General features: G+C 71.5%; 16 protein-coding genes. 8 read left to right on the top strand and 8 right to left on the bottom strand.

Translation table 11 applies throughout. The features are described 5' to 3' along the window. The first annotated feature begins 116 nt into the window (after positions 1-116). Both idi and ACRYCC_RS25300 read left to right on the top strand, forming a co-directional pair. Positions 117-713, top strand: a complete 597-nt coding sequence (idi, locus tag ACRYCC_RS25305; protein WP_433815984.1) for an isopentenyl-diphosphate Delta-isomerase — start codon at positions 117-119, stop codon at positions 711-713. A 216-nt stretch (positions 714-929) separates the two neighbouring features. Continuing rightward, entirely contained in the window at positions 930-1,379 is a 450-nt protein-coding gene (locus tag ACRYCC_RS25300) for an ASCH domain-containing protein (RefSeq protein WP_433815983.1), read from the top strand. A gap of 142 nt (positions 1,380-1,521) precedes the next feature. On the opposite strand, the gene mug is transcribed toward ACRYCC_RS25300, so the two are convergent. Together mug and ACRYCC_RS25290 are read right to left on the bottom strand one after the other, a co-directional pair. Beyond that, positions 1,522-2,091 (bottom strand): G/U mismatch-specific DNA glycosylase, encoded by a 570-nt coding sequence (gene mug / locus ACRYCC_RS25295; protein ID WP_433815981.1) that lies wholly within the window; start codon positions 2,089-2,091, stop codon positions 1,522-1,524. Positions 2,092-2,190: 99 nt separating this feature from the next. Next, positions 2,191-2,922 (bottom strand): sulfite exporter TauE/SafE family protein, encoded by a 732-nt coding sequence (locus ACRYCC_RS25290; RefSeq protein ID WP_433815979.1) that lies wholly within the window; start codon positions 2,920-2,922, stop codon positions 2,191-2,193. 78 nt (positions 2,923-3,000) lie between these two features. On the opposite strand from ACRYCC_RS25290, the gene ACRYCC_RS25285 reads away from it, so the two are divergent. Next, entirely contained in the window at positions 3,001-3,702 is a 702-nt protein-coding gene (locus tag ACRYCC_RS25285; protein ID WP_433815977.1) for a nucleotidyltransferase domain-containing protein, read from the top strand. Positions 3,703-3,709: 7 nt separating this feature from the next. On the opposite strand, the gene ACRYCC_RS25280 is transcribed toward ACRYCC_RS25285, so the two are convergent. Beyond that, positions 3,710-5,407 carry an AMP-binding protein gene (locus tag ACRYCC_RS25280; protein WP_433815975.1) on the bottom strand — a complete coding sequence of 566 codons (1,698 nt, stop codon included), beginning with the start codon at positions 5,405-5,407 and terminating at the stop codon, positions 3,710-3,712. Positions 5,408-5,539: 132 nt separating this feature from the next. On the opposite strand from ACRYCC_RS25280, the gene ACRYCC_RS25275 reads away from it, so the two are divergent. Then, the gene (locus ACRYCC_RS25275; RefSeq protein ID WP_433815973.1) at positions 5,540-6,289 is read left to right on the top strand and encodes a nucleotidyltransferase domain-containing protein; all 750 of its coding nucleotides are present in this window, start codon (positions 5,540-5,542) and stop codon (positions 6,287-6,289) included. Positions 6,290-6,365: 76 nt separating this feature from the next. Here ACRYCC_RS25275 and ACRYCC_RS25270 read toward each other — a convergent pair whose 3' ends face one another. Then, positions 6,366-9,131, bottom strand: a complete 2,766-nt coding sequence (locus ACRYCC_RS25270; RefSeq protein WP_433815971.1) for an aconitate hydratase — start codon at positions 9,129-9,131, stop codon at positions 6,366-6,368. A 510-nt stretch (positions 9,132-9,641) separates the two neighbouring features. Here ACRYCC_RS25270 and ACRYCC_RS25265 point away from each other — a divergent pair. Then, on the top strand, positions 9,642-9,902 hold the full coding sequence (locus ACRYCC_RS25265; protein WP_433815969.1) for a hypothetical protein: 261 nt from the start codon (positions 9,642-9,644) through the stop codon (positions 9,900-9,902). Between the two features lie 155 nt (positions 9,903-10,057). Here ACRYCC_RS25265 and ACRYCC_RS25260 read toward each other — a convergent pair whose 3' ends face one another. Next, a complete protein-coding gene (locus ACRYCC_RS25260; RefSeq protein WP_433815967.1) occupies positions 10,058-11,239 on the bottom strand; it encodes a S1 family peptidase in 1,182 nt (393 codons plus the stop codon). Positions 11,240-11,435: 196 nt separating this feature from the next. Here ACRYCC_RS25260 and ACRYCC_RS25255 point away from each other — a divergent pair, with 196 nt between their 5' ends. The 3 genes from ACRYCC_RS25255 (at position 11,436) to ACRYCC_RS25245 (ending at position 13,442) form a co-directional block, all read left to right on the top strand. Next, positions 11,436-11,780: a UBP-type zinc finger domain-containing protein gene (locus ACRYCC_RS25255; protein WP_433815965.1), complete on the top strand. Its 345-nt coding sequence runs from the start codon at positions 11,436-11,438 to the stop codon at positions 11,778-11,780. Between the two features lie 404 nt (positions 11,781-12,184). Then, complete coding sequence (locus tag ACRYCC_RS25250; RefSeq protein ID WP_433815963.1) at positions 12,185-12,946, top strand: PadR family transcriptional regulator; 762 nt, start codon at positions 12,185-12,187, stop codon at positions 12,944-12,946. A 4-nt stretch (positions 12,947-12,950) separates the two neighbouring features. Then, positions 12,951-13,442 carry a DUF1707 SHOCT-like domain-containing protein gene (locus ACRYCC_RS25245; protein ID WP_433815962.1) on the top strand — a complete coding sequence of 164 codons (492 nt, stop codon included), beginning with the start codon at positions 12,951-12,953 and terminating at the stop codon, positions 13,440-13,442. Between the two features lie 30 nt (positions 13,443-13,472). Here the strand turns inward: ACRYCC_RS25245 and ACRYCC_RS25240 are convergent, their stop codons facing one another. The 3 genes from ACRYCC_RS25240 to ACRYCC_RS25230 form a co-directional block, all read right to left on the bottom strand. Next, positions 13,473-14,396, bottom strand: a complete 924-nt coding sequence (locus ACRYCC_RS25240) for a helix-turn-helix domain-containing protein (RefSeq protein ID WP_433815960.1) — start codon at positions 14,394-14,396, stop codon at positions 13,473-13,475. Positions 14,397-14,577: 181 nt separating this feature from the next. Beyond that, complete coding sequence (locus ACRYCC_RS25235) at positions 14,578-15,717, bottom strand: S8 family peptidase (RefSeq protein WP_433815958.1); 1,140 nt, start codon at positions 15,715-15,717, stop codon at positions 14,578-14,580. Positions 15,718-15,847: 130 nt separating this feature from the next. Continuing rightward, positions 15,848-16,714, bottom strand: a complete 867-nt coding sequence (locus ACRYCC_RS25230; protein ID WP_433815957.1) for a helix-turn-helix domain-containing protein — start codon at positions 16,712-16,714, stop codon at positions 15,848-15,850. Between the last annotated feature and the right edge of the window lie 4 nt (positions 16,715-16,718).

Here is a 16,718-nt window from a genome sequence, read left to right as displayed (position 1 = left end):
CGGCTGTGCGCCGCCGAGCCGAGCCGGGTGGAGCATCGGGGCCAGGATAAGCACATCACGGGCTTCCGCCGGGTTCTGTTCACGCAATCCACACACGGCCCGTAGTGTGAGGGCACATGGGCAGGAGCGGCGACATCGATGTGCTGGCCGAGGAGATCGTGCTGCTGGACCCGGCCGGCCGGGCCGTGGGCACGGCTCCCAAGGTGGCCAGCCACCACGGCGACACCCCCTTCCACCTCGCCTTCTCCTGTTATCTCATCGACGATCGCGGACGGGTCCTGATCACCCAGCGGGCGCATGACAAGCTCACCTTCCCGTCGGTGTGGACCAACAGCTGCTGCGGTCATCCGGCGCCCGGTGAGACGCTGCGCGAGGCCGTACGGCGGCGGGTCCGGACCGAGCTCGGCGTCACCGTGACCGGCATGACCCTCACGCTTCCGGAGTTCGCCTACCGGGCCGTCGCGGCCAACGGCGTGGTCGAGCACGAGCGCTGCCCGGTGGTCCGCGCCGTGGGCGCCGGGGAGGTCCGCCCGCATCCGGCGGAGGTCGCCGCCGCCGAGTGGCGCGACTGGGACGCGTGCCTGGAGCTCGCCGGGCACCCCGAGGCCTCACCGTGGTACCGGCTGCAGCTGGCCGAGCTCGCGCCGCTGGGCGCTCCGCTCGACTGGCCGGTCGCCCCGGCGGCGCTGCTGCCGCCCGCCATCGCCTGGTAGCGGGCGTCCGGTACCGGACCGACATCCGGAGTGAACCTTTTGCCGTCCGGCGACGTGTCTTGTCACACATGGCCACCTCGGTCACCACATCGCTACGCTTGGCTTGCCCAGAGGCTCGGATCTCGCCCACCAAGTTCGTAAATCCCGGACATTCCGGACAACATTCTCGGGTTAGCCGCGTCACGATGGATGATCAGCGACGACAGGAGGCACCGAGTGCGGGCGATCAGCATCAAGCAGCCCTGGGGCTGGGCCGTCGCGCGAGGGCACCGGAAGGTCTCCAACCAGCCGATGCCCACCGCCTATCGCGGTCCCCTGCTGGTGCACGCCTCCATGCGGGTCGATCTCGACTCATGCCACTCGCCGCTGATCCGGGCCGCGGGCTGGGACCCCCGGGACCCGCTCGCCACGCTCGGTGCCGTGATCGCCGTCGCCGAGCTGGCCGGCGTCTGTTCCGCCGCCGTGGACGGGACGCCCTGCGACTGCGGCCCGTGGGCCGAGCCCGGCACCCACCACTGGCGCCTCACCGCGATCCGGGCGCTCTCCCGCCCGGTGGTCAGCCTGGGCTGGCTGGGACTCTGGGAGCCACAGCCCACCCTGGTCGCCGAGGTCCTGGCCAAAATGGCCGTCGACGACGCCCACGCGACACCCCTGCCGGCCGGCTGACCCCGCGTACCGCCCGTCCGGCGCAGCACCCCGGCCTCAGCCGGTGACCACCGCACGCAGCTCACCGAACGCCTCGGCCAGGCGCGGCAGGGTCCAGCCGGCGTTGAGGCCGCTCGGCGAGTCCGGCGCAGCACCCCCGGCCTCAGCCGGTGACCACCGCACGCAGCTCACCGAACGCCTCGGCCAGGCGCGGCAGGGTCCAGCTGGCGTTGAGGCCGCTGGGATTGGGCAGCACCCAGAGCCCGGCCGGGCCGAACGTCTCCTGTTGCGGGCCGATGGCCGTGCCGGGCCTGCCGAACGCGGTCCGGTAGGCGGTGACCCCGGCGACCGCGAGGACGCGGGGCGCATGCCGTTCGACCAGTGCGGCCAGCCGCCGGCCGCCCTCGCGCAGCTCCGCCGCGGTGAGCTCGTCGGCGCGGGCGGTGGCCCGGGCCACGAGGTTGGTGATGCCCAGCCCGTACCCCGGCAGCAGGTCCTGCTCGTGCGGCGCCAGCAACCGGCCGGTGAAGCCGGACCGGTGCAGGGCCGGCCAGAAGCGGTTGCCCGGCCGGGCGAAGTGGTGCCCGGTGGCCGCCGAGTAGAGGCCGGGGTTGATCCCGCAGAACAGCACCGCGAGGGGCGAGCCCTCCGGAGGGAGGACGTCGGCGATCGTGCGGTCGTGTGCCGCCGCCACCTCGGCCGCGGTCGGCCGCCGTACCGTCGCCTCGCTCATCCGCCCACCCTAACGACCCGTCCCGCCCGGTACGTCGCGGTCCCGTGCCGCCGCCGGCGTACCACTCGGGCACCCGTGAGGCCTCCGGCGGGGGCGGCGTCAGAGCAGGCTACGGACGATCAGTATGACGGCGGACGCCCCGGTGAGGACGAGCACGGCGTTGCGGGTCCGCCCCCGGTCCAGATAGCGGCGGAACGGGCCGGAGACCATGAAGCCGGCCACGACGAACGGTGTGAGCGCGAGGCCCGCCCAGATCTGCCGCTGCGGGAGCTGGTGGACGGCGGCCAGGGTCAGCACCGAGAGCAGCGCGCCCACCGTGAAGAAGATCGACAGTGTCGCCCGGATCCGCGGCCCGGACTCCCGCTGGTAGATCAGCGCGATCGGCGGGCCCCCGATGGATGTGGCGGTGCCCATCACCCCGGCCAGCAGCCCCGCTCCGGTCAGCGTCCCGGCGTTGCGCGGCACCCTGCCCGACCACAGGCTCAGCCCGATCGCCAGCAGCACCATCCCGCCCACGGCCGTGCCCAGTGCCCGCTGCGGCACCAGGGCGACGAACCACACCCCGAACGGCGTCCCGGCGAGCCGCCCGCCGAAGGCCCACCGCAGTCCCCTCCAGTCCGCGTGCCGTACCTCCTTGGCGACCACGAACAACGGCAGCACGGTCGCCGCGATGAGCAGCGCTCCCGGCATCAGCGAGGGGAACAGCAGCGTGACGATCGGCGCGGCCACCAGGCCCAGGCCGAGGCCGATACCGCTCTGCACGATCGCGCCCAGGGCGGCGGCCAGCCCGGCCACCAGGAGAAATTCAAGATCCGGCATAACATCCAGCACCGTATCTCCCCGCTGACCGCGCGTTTCACCCGGTAACCGGGTGGCCATGGCGGGCCGGTGTGCGACAGGCTGTGCGCCGTGAGCGATCCGGGAGCCGATCTGGGCGTGCGGCTGGTGCGCGATCACACGGTGCTGTCCGTCGTGATCGGCTCGCAGGCGTACGGGCTGGCGACGGCGGACAGCGACGTGGACCGGCGCGGGGTGTTCGTGGCGCCCACCCCGCTGTTCTGGCGGTTCGGCAGGCCGCCGACGCACGTGGACGGGCCCGACGCCGAGCGCTTCTCCTGGGAGTTCGAGCGCTTCTGCGCGCTGGCCCTGGACGCCAACCCGACGGTGCTGGAGTGCCTGTGGTCGCCGCTGGTCGAGCAGGTCACCCCCGTCGGCGCGGAGCTGCTGGCGGTGCGCGGGGCCTTCCTGTCCCGGCAGGCGCACCGGACGTTCCACCGCTATGCCGAGAGCCAGTTCCGCAAGCTGGAGGCCGATCTGCGCAACCACGGCGAACCCGGCTGGAAGCACGTCATGCACCTGCTCCGGCTGCTGCTCAGCGGCCGGCACCTGGTCGAGCACGGCGAGCCGCTGGTGGACGTGAGCGCGCACCGCGAGCGGCTGCTGGCGGTACGCCGCGGCGAGGTCGGCTGGGACGAGATCGAAGCCTGGCGGGCGGCGCTGGCCACCGGCATGGACGCGGCGCTGGCGACCAGCCCGCTGCCCGCCCAGCCGGACCTGGCCCGGGTGGAGGACCTGCTGGTGTCGGTGCGGCGCCGCGCCGTGGATGCCTGACCGCCGGTCACAGCGCGGTGGAGAACCGGTCCCGGACCATCCGGCGCAGCACCTTGCCGAGGATCGTCCGGGGCAGGCCGTCGACCGGCACGAACTCCTCGGGGACCTTGTAGTGGGCCAGGTACTTCGCGCAGTGCCGGCGGAGCTCCTCGGCGGAGAAGGGATAGCCGGGGTGCTCGACCACACAGGCCACGACCTTCTCGCCCCGGCGCTCCTCGGGCAGCCCGATCACCGCGCACTCGACGACGGCGGGATGACGGGCCAGGACCTCCTCGACCTCCGAGGGGAACACGCTGAACCCGCTGACTTTGATCAGGTCGATTCTGCGCTCGATGATCGTGAAGTAGCCGTCCGGGCTCATCACGGCGATGTCCCCGGTCCGCAGCCATCCCCGCGCGAGCACCTCGGCGGTCTGCCGCGGCTGGTTCCAGTACCCCTGGAAGACCTGCGGCCCACGGACGATCAGCTCCCCGGCGTTTCCCGGCGGCAGGATGGTGCGGGGGTCGTCCTCGTCCACCACCACCGCGTCGGTCAGCGGCAGCGGCATCCCGACGGTGACATGCCGCGCGCCGCCGTAGGGCGGGTTGCACAGCACGCTGGGCGCGGCCTCGGTGAGACCGTACCCCTGGACGAGGAGGCCGCCCGCGCGCTCGTACCGTTCGGCCGTGGCCCGGCCCAGCGCCATCCCGCCCGAGACGCCGCGGAGCCGGGCCAGGTGGCGGCGGCCCGGCCGGGTCTCCGCCAGCACCCGCTCGAACAGCGGCGGCACCCCGGGGAAGATCGTCGGCCGGTGGCGGCGGATGGCGTGCGTCACCTGGCGTGGGTCGAACCGGGGCAGCAGGACGACCGACCCCGCGATGAGCACCGGCCGGATCAGGCACATCAGCAGCCCGAACACGTGGAACATCGGGATGACCGCCAGGGTCCGCTCGCGCCCGTACCGGATGCGGTAGTCCCAGCGCGTCACCTGGACGGCGTTGGCCACCAGGTTGCGGTGGGTGAGCATCGCCCCCTTGGGCCGCCCCTCGGTGCCCCCGGTGTACTGGATCACGGCGAGGTCGCGGCCCGGGTCGAGCGGCGCCTGAACCATGTTCTGGGCGGAGCTCTCCAGCAACTCCGCGAAGCCGATGACGCCGGGATCCTCGGGCACCGGGGCCGTGATCTCCTCCCACCGCCGCTGCAGCTCGCGCACCGGAAGTCCCAGCACGAACCGCCGGAGGTCGGGCAGGTAGTCGACCAGCGAGGTGACCACCACGTAGCCGATGGGCAACGCCCCTCGCACCGCCCGGAGCGTCTCGTAGGCGCGGTCGAGCACGACGGCGACCCGGGCCCCGCAGTCCGCGAGCTGGTGCCGCAGCTCCTCCTCGGTCAGGAGCGGGTTGGTCGGCACGGCGACCGCACCGAGCCGCAGCACGGCGTAGAAGGCGATCACCTGCTGCGGGCAGTTGGGCAGGATCAGCGCCACCCGGTCCCCCGGGCTCACGCCCAGCAGCCGCAGCCCCGCCGCGAACCGGTCGACGTCGCGCCGCAGTTCCCGGTACCGGATCCGGCGGCCGAAGAAGATCAGCGCCACGTTCCAGGGGTTGCGCTCCGCGGCGTCGTCGAGCAGCCGGGTGACCGGGACATCGGGGATGTCCGGCTCGACGGCGATCTGCGGCGGATACCGCTTCAGCCACGGACGAGGCAGCTGTGACTCATGCCACATGCCAGCCGATTCAAGCAAATACAGCCGGGTTTCGTCTTGGACAACGCATAAGTCCAGAAAATTTGTCAGCTGAGTGACTTCCGGTCCCAAATACGTTTGCTCCTGCGGGCGCGGCAGGCCACCCTCGACCCCATGAACGAGCTCGAAGTCCTGCTTCCGGAGGGGCTGCTCGACCGCTCCCACCCCTATCCCCGGGCCTTCATCACGGTGAGCGGGGCGCACCTGTACGGCTTTCCCTCCGCGGACTCCGACATCGACCTGCGCGGCGTGCACCTGTTGCCCCTGGAGGAGATAGTCGGGCTGCGCACCGGAGAGGAGACGATCACTCGTACCTGGGTGGAGGGCGCCGAGCTGGACCTGGTCACCCACGAGCTGGCCAAGTTCTGCCGGATGATGCTCAGCCGCAACGGCTACGTGCTGGAGCAGGTGCTGTCACCGCTGGTGGTGGCGTCCTCGCCGCTGCACGAGGAACTGGTGGCCCTGGCGCCGCGCTGCGTGACCCGGTTGCACGCCCACCACTACCTCGGGTTCGCCCGCAACCAGTGGCGGCTGTTCGAGAAGTCCGGGGAGCTCAAGCCGCTGCTCTACACCTTCCGGGTGCTGCTGACCGGCGCGCATCTGATGCGCACCGGCGAGCTGGTGGCCGATCTGCGCCTGCTGGAGGGCGGGCCGGCCTATCTGGCGGAGCTGATCGAGGCCAAGCGGGGCGCCGAGCACGGCTCGCTCCCCGCCGCGGCCCCGGACGCGGAACGGCTGGGCGCCGACGTCGTCGCCCTCACCCTGCGGCTGGAGGAGGAACGCGACCGGTCCGCGCTGCCCGCGGAGCCCGACGCCCACGACGCCCTGCACGACCTGGTCGTCCGCACCCGGCTGGGCACGTGAGGGGAGCGTGAGCACCCCGTGAGTCGGTACGGGCCGCCTCCCCGGCCGGGGAGGCGGCCCGTACCGCCCGGTGGTGCTACCTGCCGATCAGGTTGCGCAGGACGTACTGCATGATGCCGCCGTTGCGGTAGTAGTCGGCCTCACCCGGGGTGTCGATGCGGACGACGGCGGCGAACTCCTTGCCGTCGGCGGTGACCGTCACCTCGGAGGGGATGCCGCCCTCGTTCAGCTGCTCGATGCCGACGACGTCGAACGTCTCGGTGCCGGTGAGGCCGAGCGAGGCGGCGGACTCCCCGTCCTTGAACTGCAGCGGCAGCACGCCCATGCCGATGAGGTTGGAGCGGTGGATGCGCTCGTAGGACTCGGCGATGACGACGCGCACGCCCAGCAGCGCGGTGCCCTTGGCGGCCCAGTCCCGCGAGGAACCGGAGCCGTACTCCTTGCCCGCCAGCACCACGAGCGGGATCCCGGCCGCCTGGTAGTTGGCCGACGCGTCGTAGATGAACGCCTGCTCCCCGGAGCGGGTGAAGTCGCGGGTGTAGCCGCCCTCGACGTTGTCCAGCAGCTGGTTGCGCAGCCGGATGTTGGCGAAGGTGCCGCGGATCATGACCTCGTGGTTGCCCCGGCGCGAGCCGTAGGAGTTGAAGTCCCGGGCCGTGACACCGTGCTCCTGGAGGTACTGGGCGGCGGGCGTGCCGACCTTGATGGCGCCGGCCGGCGAGATGTGGTCGGTGGTGACCGAGTCGCCGAGCTTGGCCAGCACCCGGGCGCCGTGCACGTCGGTGACCGGCGACGGCTCCATGCCCATGCCGTCGAAGTACGGCGCCTTGCGCACGTAGGTCGAGTCGGGGTCCCACTCGAAGGTGTTGCCGGTGGGGATGGACAGGCCCTGCCAGCGGGCGTCGCCGGCGAACACGTCGGCGTAGTCCTTGACGAACATCTCCTGGCCGATGGACGACTCGACCACCGAGGCGATCTCCTCGGCGGACGGCCAGATGTCGCGCAGGTAGACGGGCTCGCCGTCGGCGCCCTCGGCGATCGGGTCGTTGAGGATGTCGATGTCCATCGTGCCCGCGAGCGCGTAGGCGACCACCAGCGGCGGCGAGGCCAGGTAGTTCATCTTCACGTCGGGGCTGATCCGGCCCTCGAAGTTGCGGTTGCCGGACAGGACCGCGGTGACCGCGAGGTCCGCCTGGCCGATCGCCGCGGAGATCTCCGGCTGCAGCGGGCCGGAGTTGCCGATGCAGGTGGTGCAGCCGTAGCCGACCAGGTTGAAGCCCAGCTTGTCGAGGTAGGGGGTCAGCCCCGCCCGCTCGTAGTAGCCGGTGACGACCTGGGAGCCCGGGGCCAGCGAGGTCTTGACCCACGGCTTGCGGGTGAGGCCCCGCTCGACCGCGTTCTTGGCGAGCAGCGCCGCACCGATCATGACGTACGGGTTGGAGGTGTTGGTGCAGGAGGTGATGGCGGCGATGACGACGGCGCCGTGGTCGAGCTCGAAGGAGGTGCCGTCGGCCAGCTTCACCGGGGTGGGGTTGTACGGCCGGTCGCCGTTGGTGCCGGGGATCCGGGGCCGGTCGGCGTCGGACTGCTGGGAGTTCGCCGGTGCGTCGGAGGCGGGGAAGGACTCGTCGGAGGCCTCGTCGCCGGGGCCCTGAATGCTCGAGACGTAGTTGCGGACGTCGCGGCGCCAGGTCTGCTTGGCGGCCGAGACCTGGATGCGGTCCTGCGGGCGCTTGGGGCCGGCGATCGACGGGACCACCGTGGCCAGGTCCAGCTCGAGGTACTCGGAGAACTCCGGCTCGGCGGAGTCGGCGTCCAGCCAGAGGCCCTGCTCCTTGGCGTAGGCCTCGACCAGCGCGATCTGCTCGTCGGAACGCCCGGTCAGCCGCAGGTAGCTGATGGTCTGGCCGTCGATCGGGAAGATCGCGCAGGTGGAGCCGAACTCGGGGCTCATGTTGCCGATCGTGGCGCGGTTGGCCAGCGGCACCGACGCGACGCCGTCACCGTAGAACTCGACGAACTTGCCGACGACGCCGTGGCCCCGCAGTATCTCGGTGATGGTGAGCACCAGGTCCGTGGCGGTCACCCCGGCGGGCAGCTCACCGGTCAGCTTGAAGCCGACGACGCGCGGGATGAGCATCGAGATCGGCTGGCCCAGCATGGCCGCCTCGGCCTCGATGCCGCCGACGCCCCAGCCGAGGACGCCGATGCCGTTCTCCATGGTGGTGTGCGAGTCGGTGCCGACGCAGGTGTCGGGGTAGGCCACGCCGTCGCGGTCGAACACGACGCGGGCCAGGTGCTCGATGTTGACCTGGTGCACGATGCCGGTGCCGGGCGGCACGACCTTGAAGTCGTCGAACGCGGTCTGGCCCCAGCGCAGGAACTGGTAGCGCTCGTTGTTGCGCTCGTACTCGACCGCGACGTTGCGCTCGAAGGCGTCGGGTGAGCCGAAGTAGTCCACGATGACGGAGTGGTCGATGACCATCTCGGCCGGCGACAGCGGGTTGACCCTGGCCGGGTCGCCGCCGAGGTCGCGGACGGCCTCGCGCATGGTGGCCAGGTCCACGACGCACGGCACGCCGGTGAAGTCCTGCATGATCACGCGGGCGGGGGTGAACTGGATCTCGTGGCTGGGCTGGGCCTTGGCGTCCCAGCTCGCCAGCGTGCGGATGTGGTCGGCGGTGATGTTGGCGCCGTCCTCGGTACGCAGCAGGTTCTCGAGCAGAACCTTCAAGCTGTACGGGAGGCGGGCCGAGCCCTCGACGGCGTCCAGCCGGAAAATCTGGTAAGACTTCGCACCCACAGAAAGTTCACTGCGGCTGTTGAAGCTGTTCGCGGACACGACTCCTCCTCCATCACGTCGCGCCTCCGGCCGGATTGCGCTGCGGCGCGACGTATCGATCTATGGGCGCTCTGTACTGGGCCGCTGCCGGCTCCTGCGCCGCCGCTCCCATCCTGCCCCTTCGGGCGGCGGGTGAGCGACGGGCGAGTCCCGCGCGGTCGGTCTCCTAGTGAATCCTGCCCTAGAGCCGACCGGCCCCGGCACTGAGGATCGCCTAACTTGTGCGGGTTTTTCACTCGACGTCAAGCTACTGCGGATTTATCTCGACATCAAGTTACCTATGGGTACATCAGGGGCTCTGCGCGGGCGCTCGCGAGATGAAACTTGCATCGACTCATGCATTACCAGTCATGTGACGCTGTACTCGATCCCCGGGCCCAATTCAATGGCTTGTACGCCTCCAGACTGCAGGCCCGCCGTAGGGGAATCGGCATCCGGCGCGGCGCTGATGAAGCGGAACCGGCGACGAACGCAGCCAGGTGGTGCGCAGGTATCCCAGGGGAGGACCGCATGAACTCGTACCTCATCGCCGCCGTCGCCCGGTCGGGCTCGTCCGGGAGCGGCAGCGTGCTGCTGTTCCTCGTGATCGCCGGATGGGTGGCCTACCAGGTCATCGGGGCGAAGATCTGGCCGTTCGCCCGGTGCCGGTCCTGCGACGGCAGGGGGCGCAACCCCGGCAGCAACCGCGACCGGTGGGGCAACTGCCGCAAGTGCGGCGGGACCGGCCGGCGGCAGCGCCTCGCCGTCCGCATGTTCGGCCGCAAGGATTGAGCCACGCCGCCGGCCCCGGCCCTCAGCCGGCGACCGCCTCTACCGCCGGGGCCCGGGTCGCGAACCCGGTCGCGACGATGCTCGTCGGCAGGGCGATCGCCGCGGCCGTGGCGACGACCCCGAGGTAGGGATGACGCCGCCGTCCGTACGCGAGGTCAGAAGACGCTGACGCCGAAGAGGCTCAGCGGCTCGGTGACCGGCTGGAAGAAGGTCGTGCCGCCCCTGGTGCAGTCGCCGCTGCCGCCCGAGGTCAGCCCGAGCGCGGTGGTCCCGCTGAACAGCGAGCCGCCGCTGTCGCCCGGCTCCGCGCAGACGGTGGTCCGGATGAGACCGCGCACGGTGCCCTCGGGATAGTTCACGGTGGCGTTCAGCGCCGTCACCCGGCCGCTGTGCACCCCGGTGGTGCTTCCGCTGCGCTGGACGGTCTGGCCGACGACGGCGTCGCCCGCCCGGGTGATGTCCTGGACGCCGCCGCCCCCGAGGGTGACGCTTCCCGGGTGGGCGACGTTGCCGGTGTAGCGGACGATCGCGAAGTCGTTGCCGGGGAAGCTGCTGGCCGCGGTGACCCCGAGCTGCGTGGTCCCGCGGGCGTCGGCGAACCACGTCGAGATGATGTTGCCGCAGTGCCCGGCGGTCAGGAAGGCGAAGGTGTTGCCGGTCCGCACGTTGAAGCCGAGCGAGCAGCGCGCGGTGCCGCCGAAGATGGGGTCGCCGCCCCGGACCCGGGTGGTGAGCCGGCCCGGAATGCGCTCCAGCCTGGCCTTGCCCGCCAGCCGCGCCGTGGCGGCTCGCACGGTGGCCAGCCTGCCGCCGGTGACCGTGGCGTCGGCCCATACGACGACCTGGTCGGTCGCGGGATCGATGGCCCAGCCGGTGCCCGGCGCGCCGGCGGTCCGGCCGAGGCCGGCCAGGGCGGTCTTCAGGACGGTGCCGCTGTAGGGGACGGTCTTCGGCACGGCCCCGGCGGCCCGTACGGTCCGCGCGTCGGCGCCGTTGGTGACGGTCACGGTCACCTTGCCGGTGGCACGGTCGAGGTAGGCGCCGGCCGTACGCGAGCCCAGCCGCCGGGTGAGCGCCGCCACCGTCGCGCCCGGATCGGGCACCGGGGCGGCCCCGGGCCGCCCGACCGCCGCCACCACGCCCCGGCCGGGGGCACCGGCGCGCGGCTTGCTCTGCGCGACCCGCTCGGCCGGCCGGCCCTGCCGCAGGTCCTGTATCTGGTTCTGGTCGTGTCCCTGTCCGTGGAGGACCGGAAGGGCGTACAGGCCCCCGGCGACCAGGCCGACCGCTGCGACGGCCACTCCGGTACGCCGGACGTCACGGTGCTCGATCTTCATTCTCCGGTCCTCTCTGCGGGGGGTCAGGGCCGATATGGAAGATCACCGACAACTCGGTAAGAAGTACGCAGGGCAGGCTGAGCGGGGTTCATTCACGGACGAACAGGACGGCCCCGGTGCCTCCCGGCAGCTCAGCGGCACGCCCCGGCGGGTAGTTTCCGTAACGGAAGCGCAGTCGACCCGAGCCGAGGAACCGATGAACGAACCGCAGATCGATCCGGCCGCGGCACCCAGCGGCACCGGATGCGCCGAATGCCTCGCTGTGGACGGGTGGTGGTTCCACCTGCGCCGTTGTGCCGCCTGCGGGCACATCGGCTGTTGTGACTCGTCTCCGTCCCAGCACGCCAGGGCGCACGCCGCGCAGGAGGGGCACCCGCTGATCACCAGCTTCGAGCCCGGAGAGGACTGGTTCTGGGACTTCACCACCGAGCAGTTCTACGAGGGGCCCGGGCTGGCGCCGCCGACGCATCGTCCGCTAGACCAGCCGGTACCGGGACCCGCCGGAAACGTCCCCGCGGACTGGCAGAGCCGCCTGCACTGAACCCGGCCCACTCAGCCGGGTGCCAGGGCGCCGCCGGCGGTGGCGGCACCGGACCGAGCCGGCCGCATCCGGCCCGGCACCGGCCACCGTCGCCCCGGCCCGCCGCCATGACGCCCGGGTTGCTTTGCCCTGACCACCCCGGCGCGGCCCCGGCCCCACGCCCACGCCCCGCCCACGCCCACGCAGCCTGCCGGCCCCCGGCGAGGCCGCGTATCGATGGTCAGGGCAAAGCAACGGGAAGACGGCCCCGCCCCGAGGCCGCGTATCGGTGGTCAGGGCAAAGCAACGGGAAGACGGCCCCCCTCTCGGGCGACCGGGAACCAAACCTTGACTCTCTTCGTTTCCGATATATCGTTGGCGTATCGTGAGTGCTCTGAGAGAGCTCTCAGAAGAAGGTGAAGAACATGGGATCCACATCGGGAGACTCGGGGCCGGAGCAGCCGTGGGAGGCCGCGGCCCAGGCCGCCGCGCAGGCGGCGGCCAAGGTCGCCGGCGCCGCCGCCAAGGTCGCGCAGGAGGTGGCGCAGGAAGGCGTCAAGCGCGGTGTCCGGCACGGCATGCGCGGTGACTTCCCCGGCGCCGCCTGGTTCCTCGGCGGTCAGGCCCCCTGGGGACGCGGGCCGCACGGTCACGGGCACCGGGGCCGCGGCCCGTGGGGTCATCAGGGCCCGTGGGAGGCCCCGCCCAAGGCCAAGAAGGGCGACGTGCGGGCGGCCATCCTGGCACTGCTGACCGAGGGCCCGTTCAACGGCTACCAGATCATCCAGGAGGTCGACGAGCGCAGCGGCGGCATCTGGCGGCCGAGTCCCGGAGCCGTCTACCCGGCGCTGCAGCAGCTCGCCGACGAGGGCCTGATCGAGGGCGTCGAAGAGTCCGGGCGCAAGACGTTCCATCTCACCGACGCGGGCCGCGCCTACGTCGAGGAGCACGCAGACGAGCTGAGGACCCCCTGGCCGATGCCCGCGACGAGCGGCCCCGGGGGCGGTATCGGCGACCTGTTCAAGGAGGCCGCCCAGATGGGCGGCGCGCTGATGCAGGTCGTCAACGCGGGCTCGGAGGAGCAGATCGCCGAGGCCCGGCGGCTGGTCGCCGCGACCCGGCGCCGGCTGTACGGCCTGCTCGCCGAGGACACCCAGAACCCCACCAGCGACGACGGCGAGGGATGACGAGATGACAGGCCCCGACTACCTGCGTGTCGGTGACGCCGAACGCGACAAGATGGCCGAATCCCTGCACGAGCACTTCGTGCAGGGCCGGCTGGACCGCGAGGAACTCGACGAGCGGCTGGCCGCCACACTGACCGCCAAGACCGCCGGTGAGCTGCGCGAGATCGACCGGGATCTCCCCAAGCCGCCGGCCGCGTACCATCCGGGCGCGTACGCACCGGGCGCGGCCGCCGAAGGCTGGGGCGGACCGCCGTGGGCGGCCCACCGGCGGCTCGCGCGCCGCCAGGGCATGGCGCCGGCGCATCACCACCACGGGCCCCGCCCGCTGCGGCTGCTGCTGGCCGCCGCCCTCATCGTCGTCATCGCCACGGCCTTCTCCGGCTGGGCGGCCTTCGCGGTGCTGCGGGTGTTCTTCGTCATCTGGCTGGTCATGGCGGTGGTGGGAATGGCGCACGGCCGCCGGTGGCACCGGATGCACCGGCCGCCCCCGCGGTGACGCCGGACCGGCCGCGCGGCACCGTGCCGGTCAGTCCCACTCCCAGCGGATGCCGTGGTAGCCGGCCACCCCGAACTCGATGAAGTGCACCGCGTGCGAGCTCGACATCCGCAGGTCCGCCGTGTCCGCGACGGCGGTCTGCGCGTCGGGGCGCCAGGTGCGGTAACACCGTGCCGGGAGCACCTCCGGATGGAACTGGATCTCCAGCAGGTACTCGTGCTGGGGCAGCCGGAAGCCGCGCCCCTCCTGGGTGACGGCCGGGCCGGCGTCCTCGAACCCGAAGCCGTACTCCAGCAGGTACGTCTCCCCCTGCCGCAGCGACCGGTCGAACAGCAGCTCCGCCGCGATCAGGCCGCTGGCCGGGTCCGCGCGGACCCGGCCGAACCGGCAGCGGCTCGCCTCCCGCCGGGTGGGCAGCGCCCCGTGGTGCGGGCTGTGGTAGACGGCGAGCCATCGGTCCACGCCGTGCTGCTGCGCCTGGAGCACCGCCCGCGTCCGCAGCTCGCGCAGGTCGCGTCGCGGTCCGATGACGTGCCGGTCGTGCAGGCTGAGGCCGGTCAGCCGGCCGTCGGTATGGTCGCCGATCTCCTCCAGCAGATCCCGGACGCCGGGCTCGGGGCAGATCTCCTCCATGGGCATCGAGGTGCCCGCCGGGGATCGGTCGGCGGACGTGCCGAGAAGCGGCGGGAGCAGCGTGAGCAGTGAATGGCGCGGCAGGCGGAGAATGGCCTCCAGACCGCGCACCGCGCGCAGTGAATCGGCCCGCACCGGCCGGGTACGGCCGCGCTGCCAGTAACTCAAGCTGGAGAGACTGACCCGGATACCCTGTTCGCCGAGCCGCTGCTGCAACGTTTCCAGACTCAGCCCACGGGCCTGGATCGCCGCTTGCAGCGCCACATGGAAGGGACCGAGCCGCAGCAGGTGGAGGAGATCGTCCTCCGTTACGCTCTGCACTGGTAAGGCCTCCCGGTCGGGCGGCGGCCGCCCCCCGACTCAGCCTTGACGTCCTGATTTACTAGATGACAACGGCTGCAATTAGTCAACGGTAGATTTTCACAAACGACAAAGGCTCCGCGCGCCGCGTACACGACGCACGGAGCCTTTCCTGCCGGACCGGAGCCGGACGTGGGTCAGGTCAGAGCCCGCTGTAGAGCAGCCGGTTCGGAGTGCCGGACGGGTTGTTGGTGATCGCTCCCGTGGTGGCGTTGCTGATCAGCCAGCTGCGGATGGTGGAGTAGGACGCGTTGCCGTAGGTGGCCTTGTAGAGGGCCGCGACCCCGGCCACGTGCGGGCTGGCCATCGAGGTCCCGCTGAGCGTCGCGGTGCCGCTCAGGTAGTCCGAGACGATGTCCACCCCGGGCGCGTACAGGGTGACGCATGATCCGTAGTTGCTCCAGGACGGCTTGCTGTCGGTCCGGCTGCTCGCCGCGACGGCCGTCACGTTGGCGGCGCTGGAGGGCGAGGAGTTGCAGGCGTTGGCGCCGCTGTTACCGGCCGCCACCGCCAGGAAGACCCCGGAGTTGGCCAGGTTGTTGGCCGCGCTGTTGACGGAGCTGGAGTAGCCCCCGCCGAGTGACATGTTCGCCACGGCCGGGTTCACGTGGTTGGTGGCCACCCAGTTCATACCGGCGATGACCTGGGAGTTCGTCCCCGACCCGCTGCAGTTCAGCACGCGTACGGCGCGCAGCCGGACGCTCTTTGCCACGCCGTAGGAGGTGCCGCCGATGGTGCCGGCCACATGGGTGCCGTGCCCGTTGCAGTCCTGGCCGTTGCCGCCCAGGGCGTCGTAGGCCACCGTCGCGCGGCCGCCGAAGTCGGAGTTGGACGTGTAGATGCCGGTGTCGATGACGTAGGCGTACACGCTCGACCCGGTGCTGGTGTAGGTGTAGCTCGCCGACAGCGGCAGCGGTCTCTGGTCGATACGGTCCAGCCCCCAGGACGGCGGGTTGCTCTGGGTGGTGTCGATCTTCATGACGCCGTCCTCTTCGATGGCGGCGACGCTGGAGTCGGAGCGGAGCCTGGTCAGCTGTGCGGACGACAGCTTCGCCGCGAAGCCGTTGAGCACCTTGCCGTAGCGGTACAGCGGACTGGAATGGGAGCGTGAGACCGCGGCGCTGATCGAGGCGCCCTTTTTCAGGGTGATGATGTACTGGCCGGAAATGCCCTGGCCCGCCGGTGCCGCGGTGACCGCGACCAGGGGGGCGGCGCTGGCGGGGGCCGTCAGACCGGCGACCAGCAGCACCGCTGCCGCAACGGAAAGTAGGAGCCTTCTCACCGGGTTTCTCCTTCGCTTGGCGGAGGGCGGCCGCAACAAAATGCGTCCGGCTCGCGAAGGCGAGCGAGAAGAATCGTCAACGACGGCGGTAAAGGCGGTCAACGTTTTCAAGGAGCGGTAGATTTAACTGTTAATTCTGTTCCCACTCGATGCCGGTGATTCCCCGGCGCACATCACTGACAGCGAAGTGAGCACTACCCGACGTGCCTATCCACAGCTCATTGAGCCGCTTCCGGCGGGCCGCGTCGGTGTCCTGTTCATAACGGTGGCAACGTGACGGAAATGCGTCCGGATGGAATTGTGCCACCACGAGATAGTCACGTACCGGATGCGAAAAGCGTCGTCCGTAATGGCGGCCGAGCGGCCCGTTCTCCGGGAACAGCAGCTCGTACTCCACGACCGCGGTCTCGCCGTCCATGAGGACCCGGTCGAGGAAGAGCTCGAACGCCACCAGGCCCGCCTCCGTGCGCACCCGGCCCGGCCGGCAGTAGCGCAGCGCGCCGAGCGCCGGCGGCGAACCGGGAGCGTCCACCTGGTGGACGCCGATGACCCGGTCGATGTCGTCGCCCGAGGCGCGCAGCACCTCCCGCACCGCCAGCGTGCGCGGCCGCATGTTCGCGTCGAAGCTGCAGACGTCGTGCAGGCTCAGCCGTTCGAGCCGGTGGTCGCCGGACCGGTCGAGCTGGGCGAGCGTGCGCGCGAACAGCTCCGGGTCGGGCCACAGGTCGGCGACGGTACGGCGGATCGGCGGCTGCTCGTCCCGCTCGTCCAGCAGGCCCGCCAGGCGGCCGGGCGCGAGCCCGAGGACCCGCTCCAGGGCCTCCACCGCCGCCGGGGACCCGGGCCTGCTCCGGCCGCGCTGCCAGTGGCTGAGCGTGGCCACGCTGACCTGCACACCGTGCCCGTCGAGCCGATGCCGCAGCCGATCCAGCGTCAGGTCGCTCCTCCGGATGGCCTGCCGCAGCGCACCGGCGAAGTCCTTGCCGATATCGCTCATGTGC

The sequence above is a fragment of the Actinomadura scrupuli genome (assembly GCF_050971785.1).
Taxonomy (GTDB): domain Bacteria; phylum Actinomycetota; class Actinomycetes; order Streptosporangiales; family Streptosporangiaceae; genus Actinomadura_E; species Actinomadura_E scrupuli.
The sequence above is the reverse complement of the archived record's forward strand: the minus strand, read 5'-3'. Positions and strand labels throughout refer to the sequence as shown.

Coding starts and splice junctions, on each gene's coding strand:
- ACRYCC_RS25250 (WP_433815963.1), top strand. CDS start 12,185: ATGGGATCCACATCGGGAGACTCGGGGCCGGAGCAGCCGTGGGAGGCC.
- mug (WP_433815981.1), bottom strand. CDS start 2,091: ATGAGCGAGGCGACGGTACGGCGGCCGACCGCGGCCGAGGTGGCGGCG.
- ACRYCC_RS25265 (WP_433815969.1), top strand. CDS start 9,642: ATGAACTCGTACCTCATCGCCGCCGTCGCCCGGTCGGGCTCGTCCGGG.
- ACRYCC_RS25255 (WP_433815965.1), top strand. CDS start 11,436: ATGAACGAACCGCAGATCGATCCGGCCGCGGCACCCAGCGGCACCGGA.
- ACRYCC_RS25275 (WP_433815973.1), top strand. CDS start 5,540: ATGAACGAGCTCGAAGTCCTGCTTCCGGAGGGGCTGCTCGACCGCTCC.
- ACRYCC_RS25245 (WP_433815962.1), top strand. CDS start 12,951: ATGACAGGCCCCGACTACCTGCGTGTCGGTGACGCCGAACGCGACAAG.
- idi (WP_433815984.1), top strand. CDS start 117: ATGGGCAGGAGCGGCGACATCGATGTGCTGGCCGAGGAGATCGTGCTG.
- ACRYCC_RS25280 (WP_433815975.1), bottom strand. CDS start 5,407: ATGTGGCATGAGTCACAGCTGCCTCGTCCGTGGCTGAAGCGGTATCCG.
- ACRYCC_RS25260 (WP_433815967.1), bottom strand. CDS start 11,239: ATGAAGATCGAGCACCGTGACGTCCGGCGTACCGGAGTGGCCGTCGCA.
- ACRYCC_RS25230 (WP_433815957.1), bottom strand. CDS start 16,714: ATGAGCGATATCGGCAAGGACTTCGCCGGTGCGCTGCGGCAGGCCATC.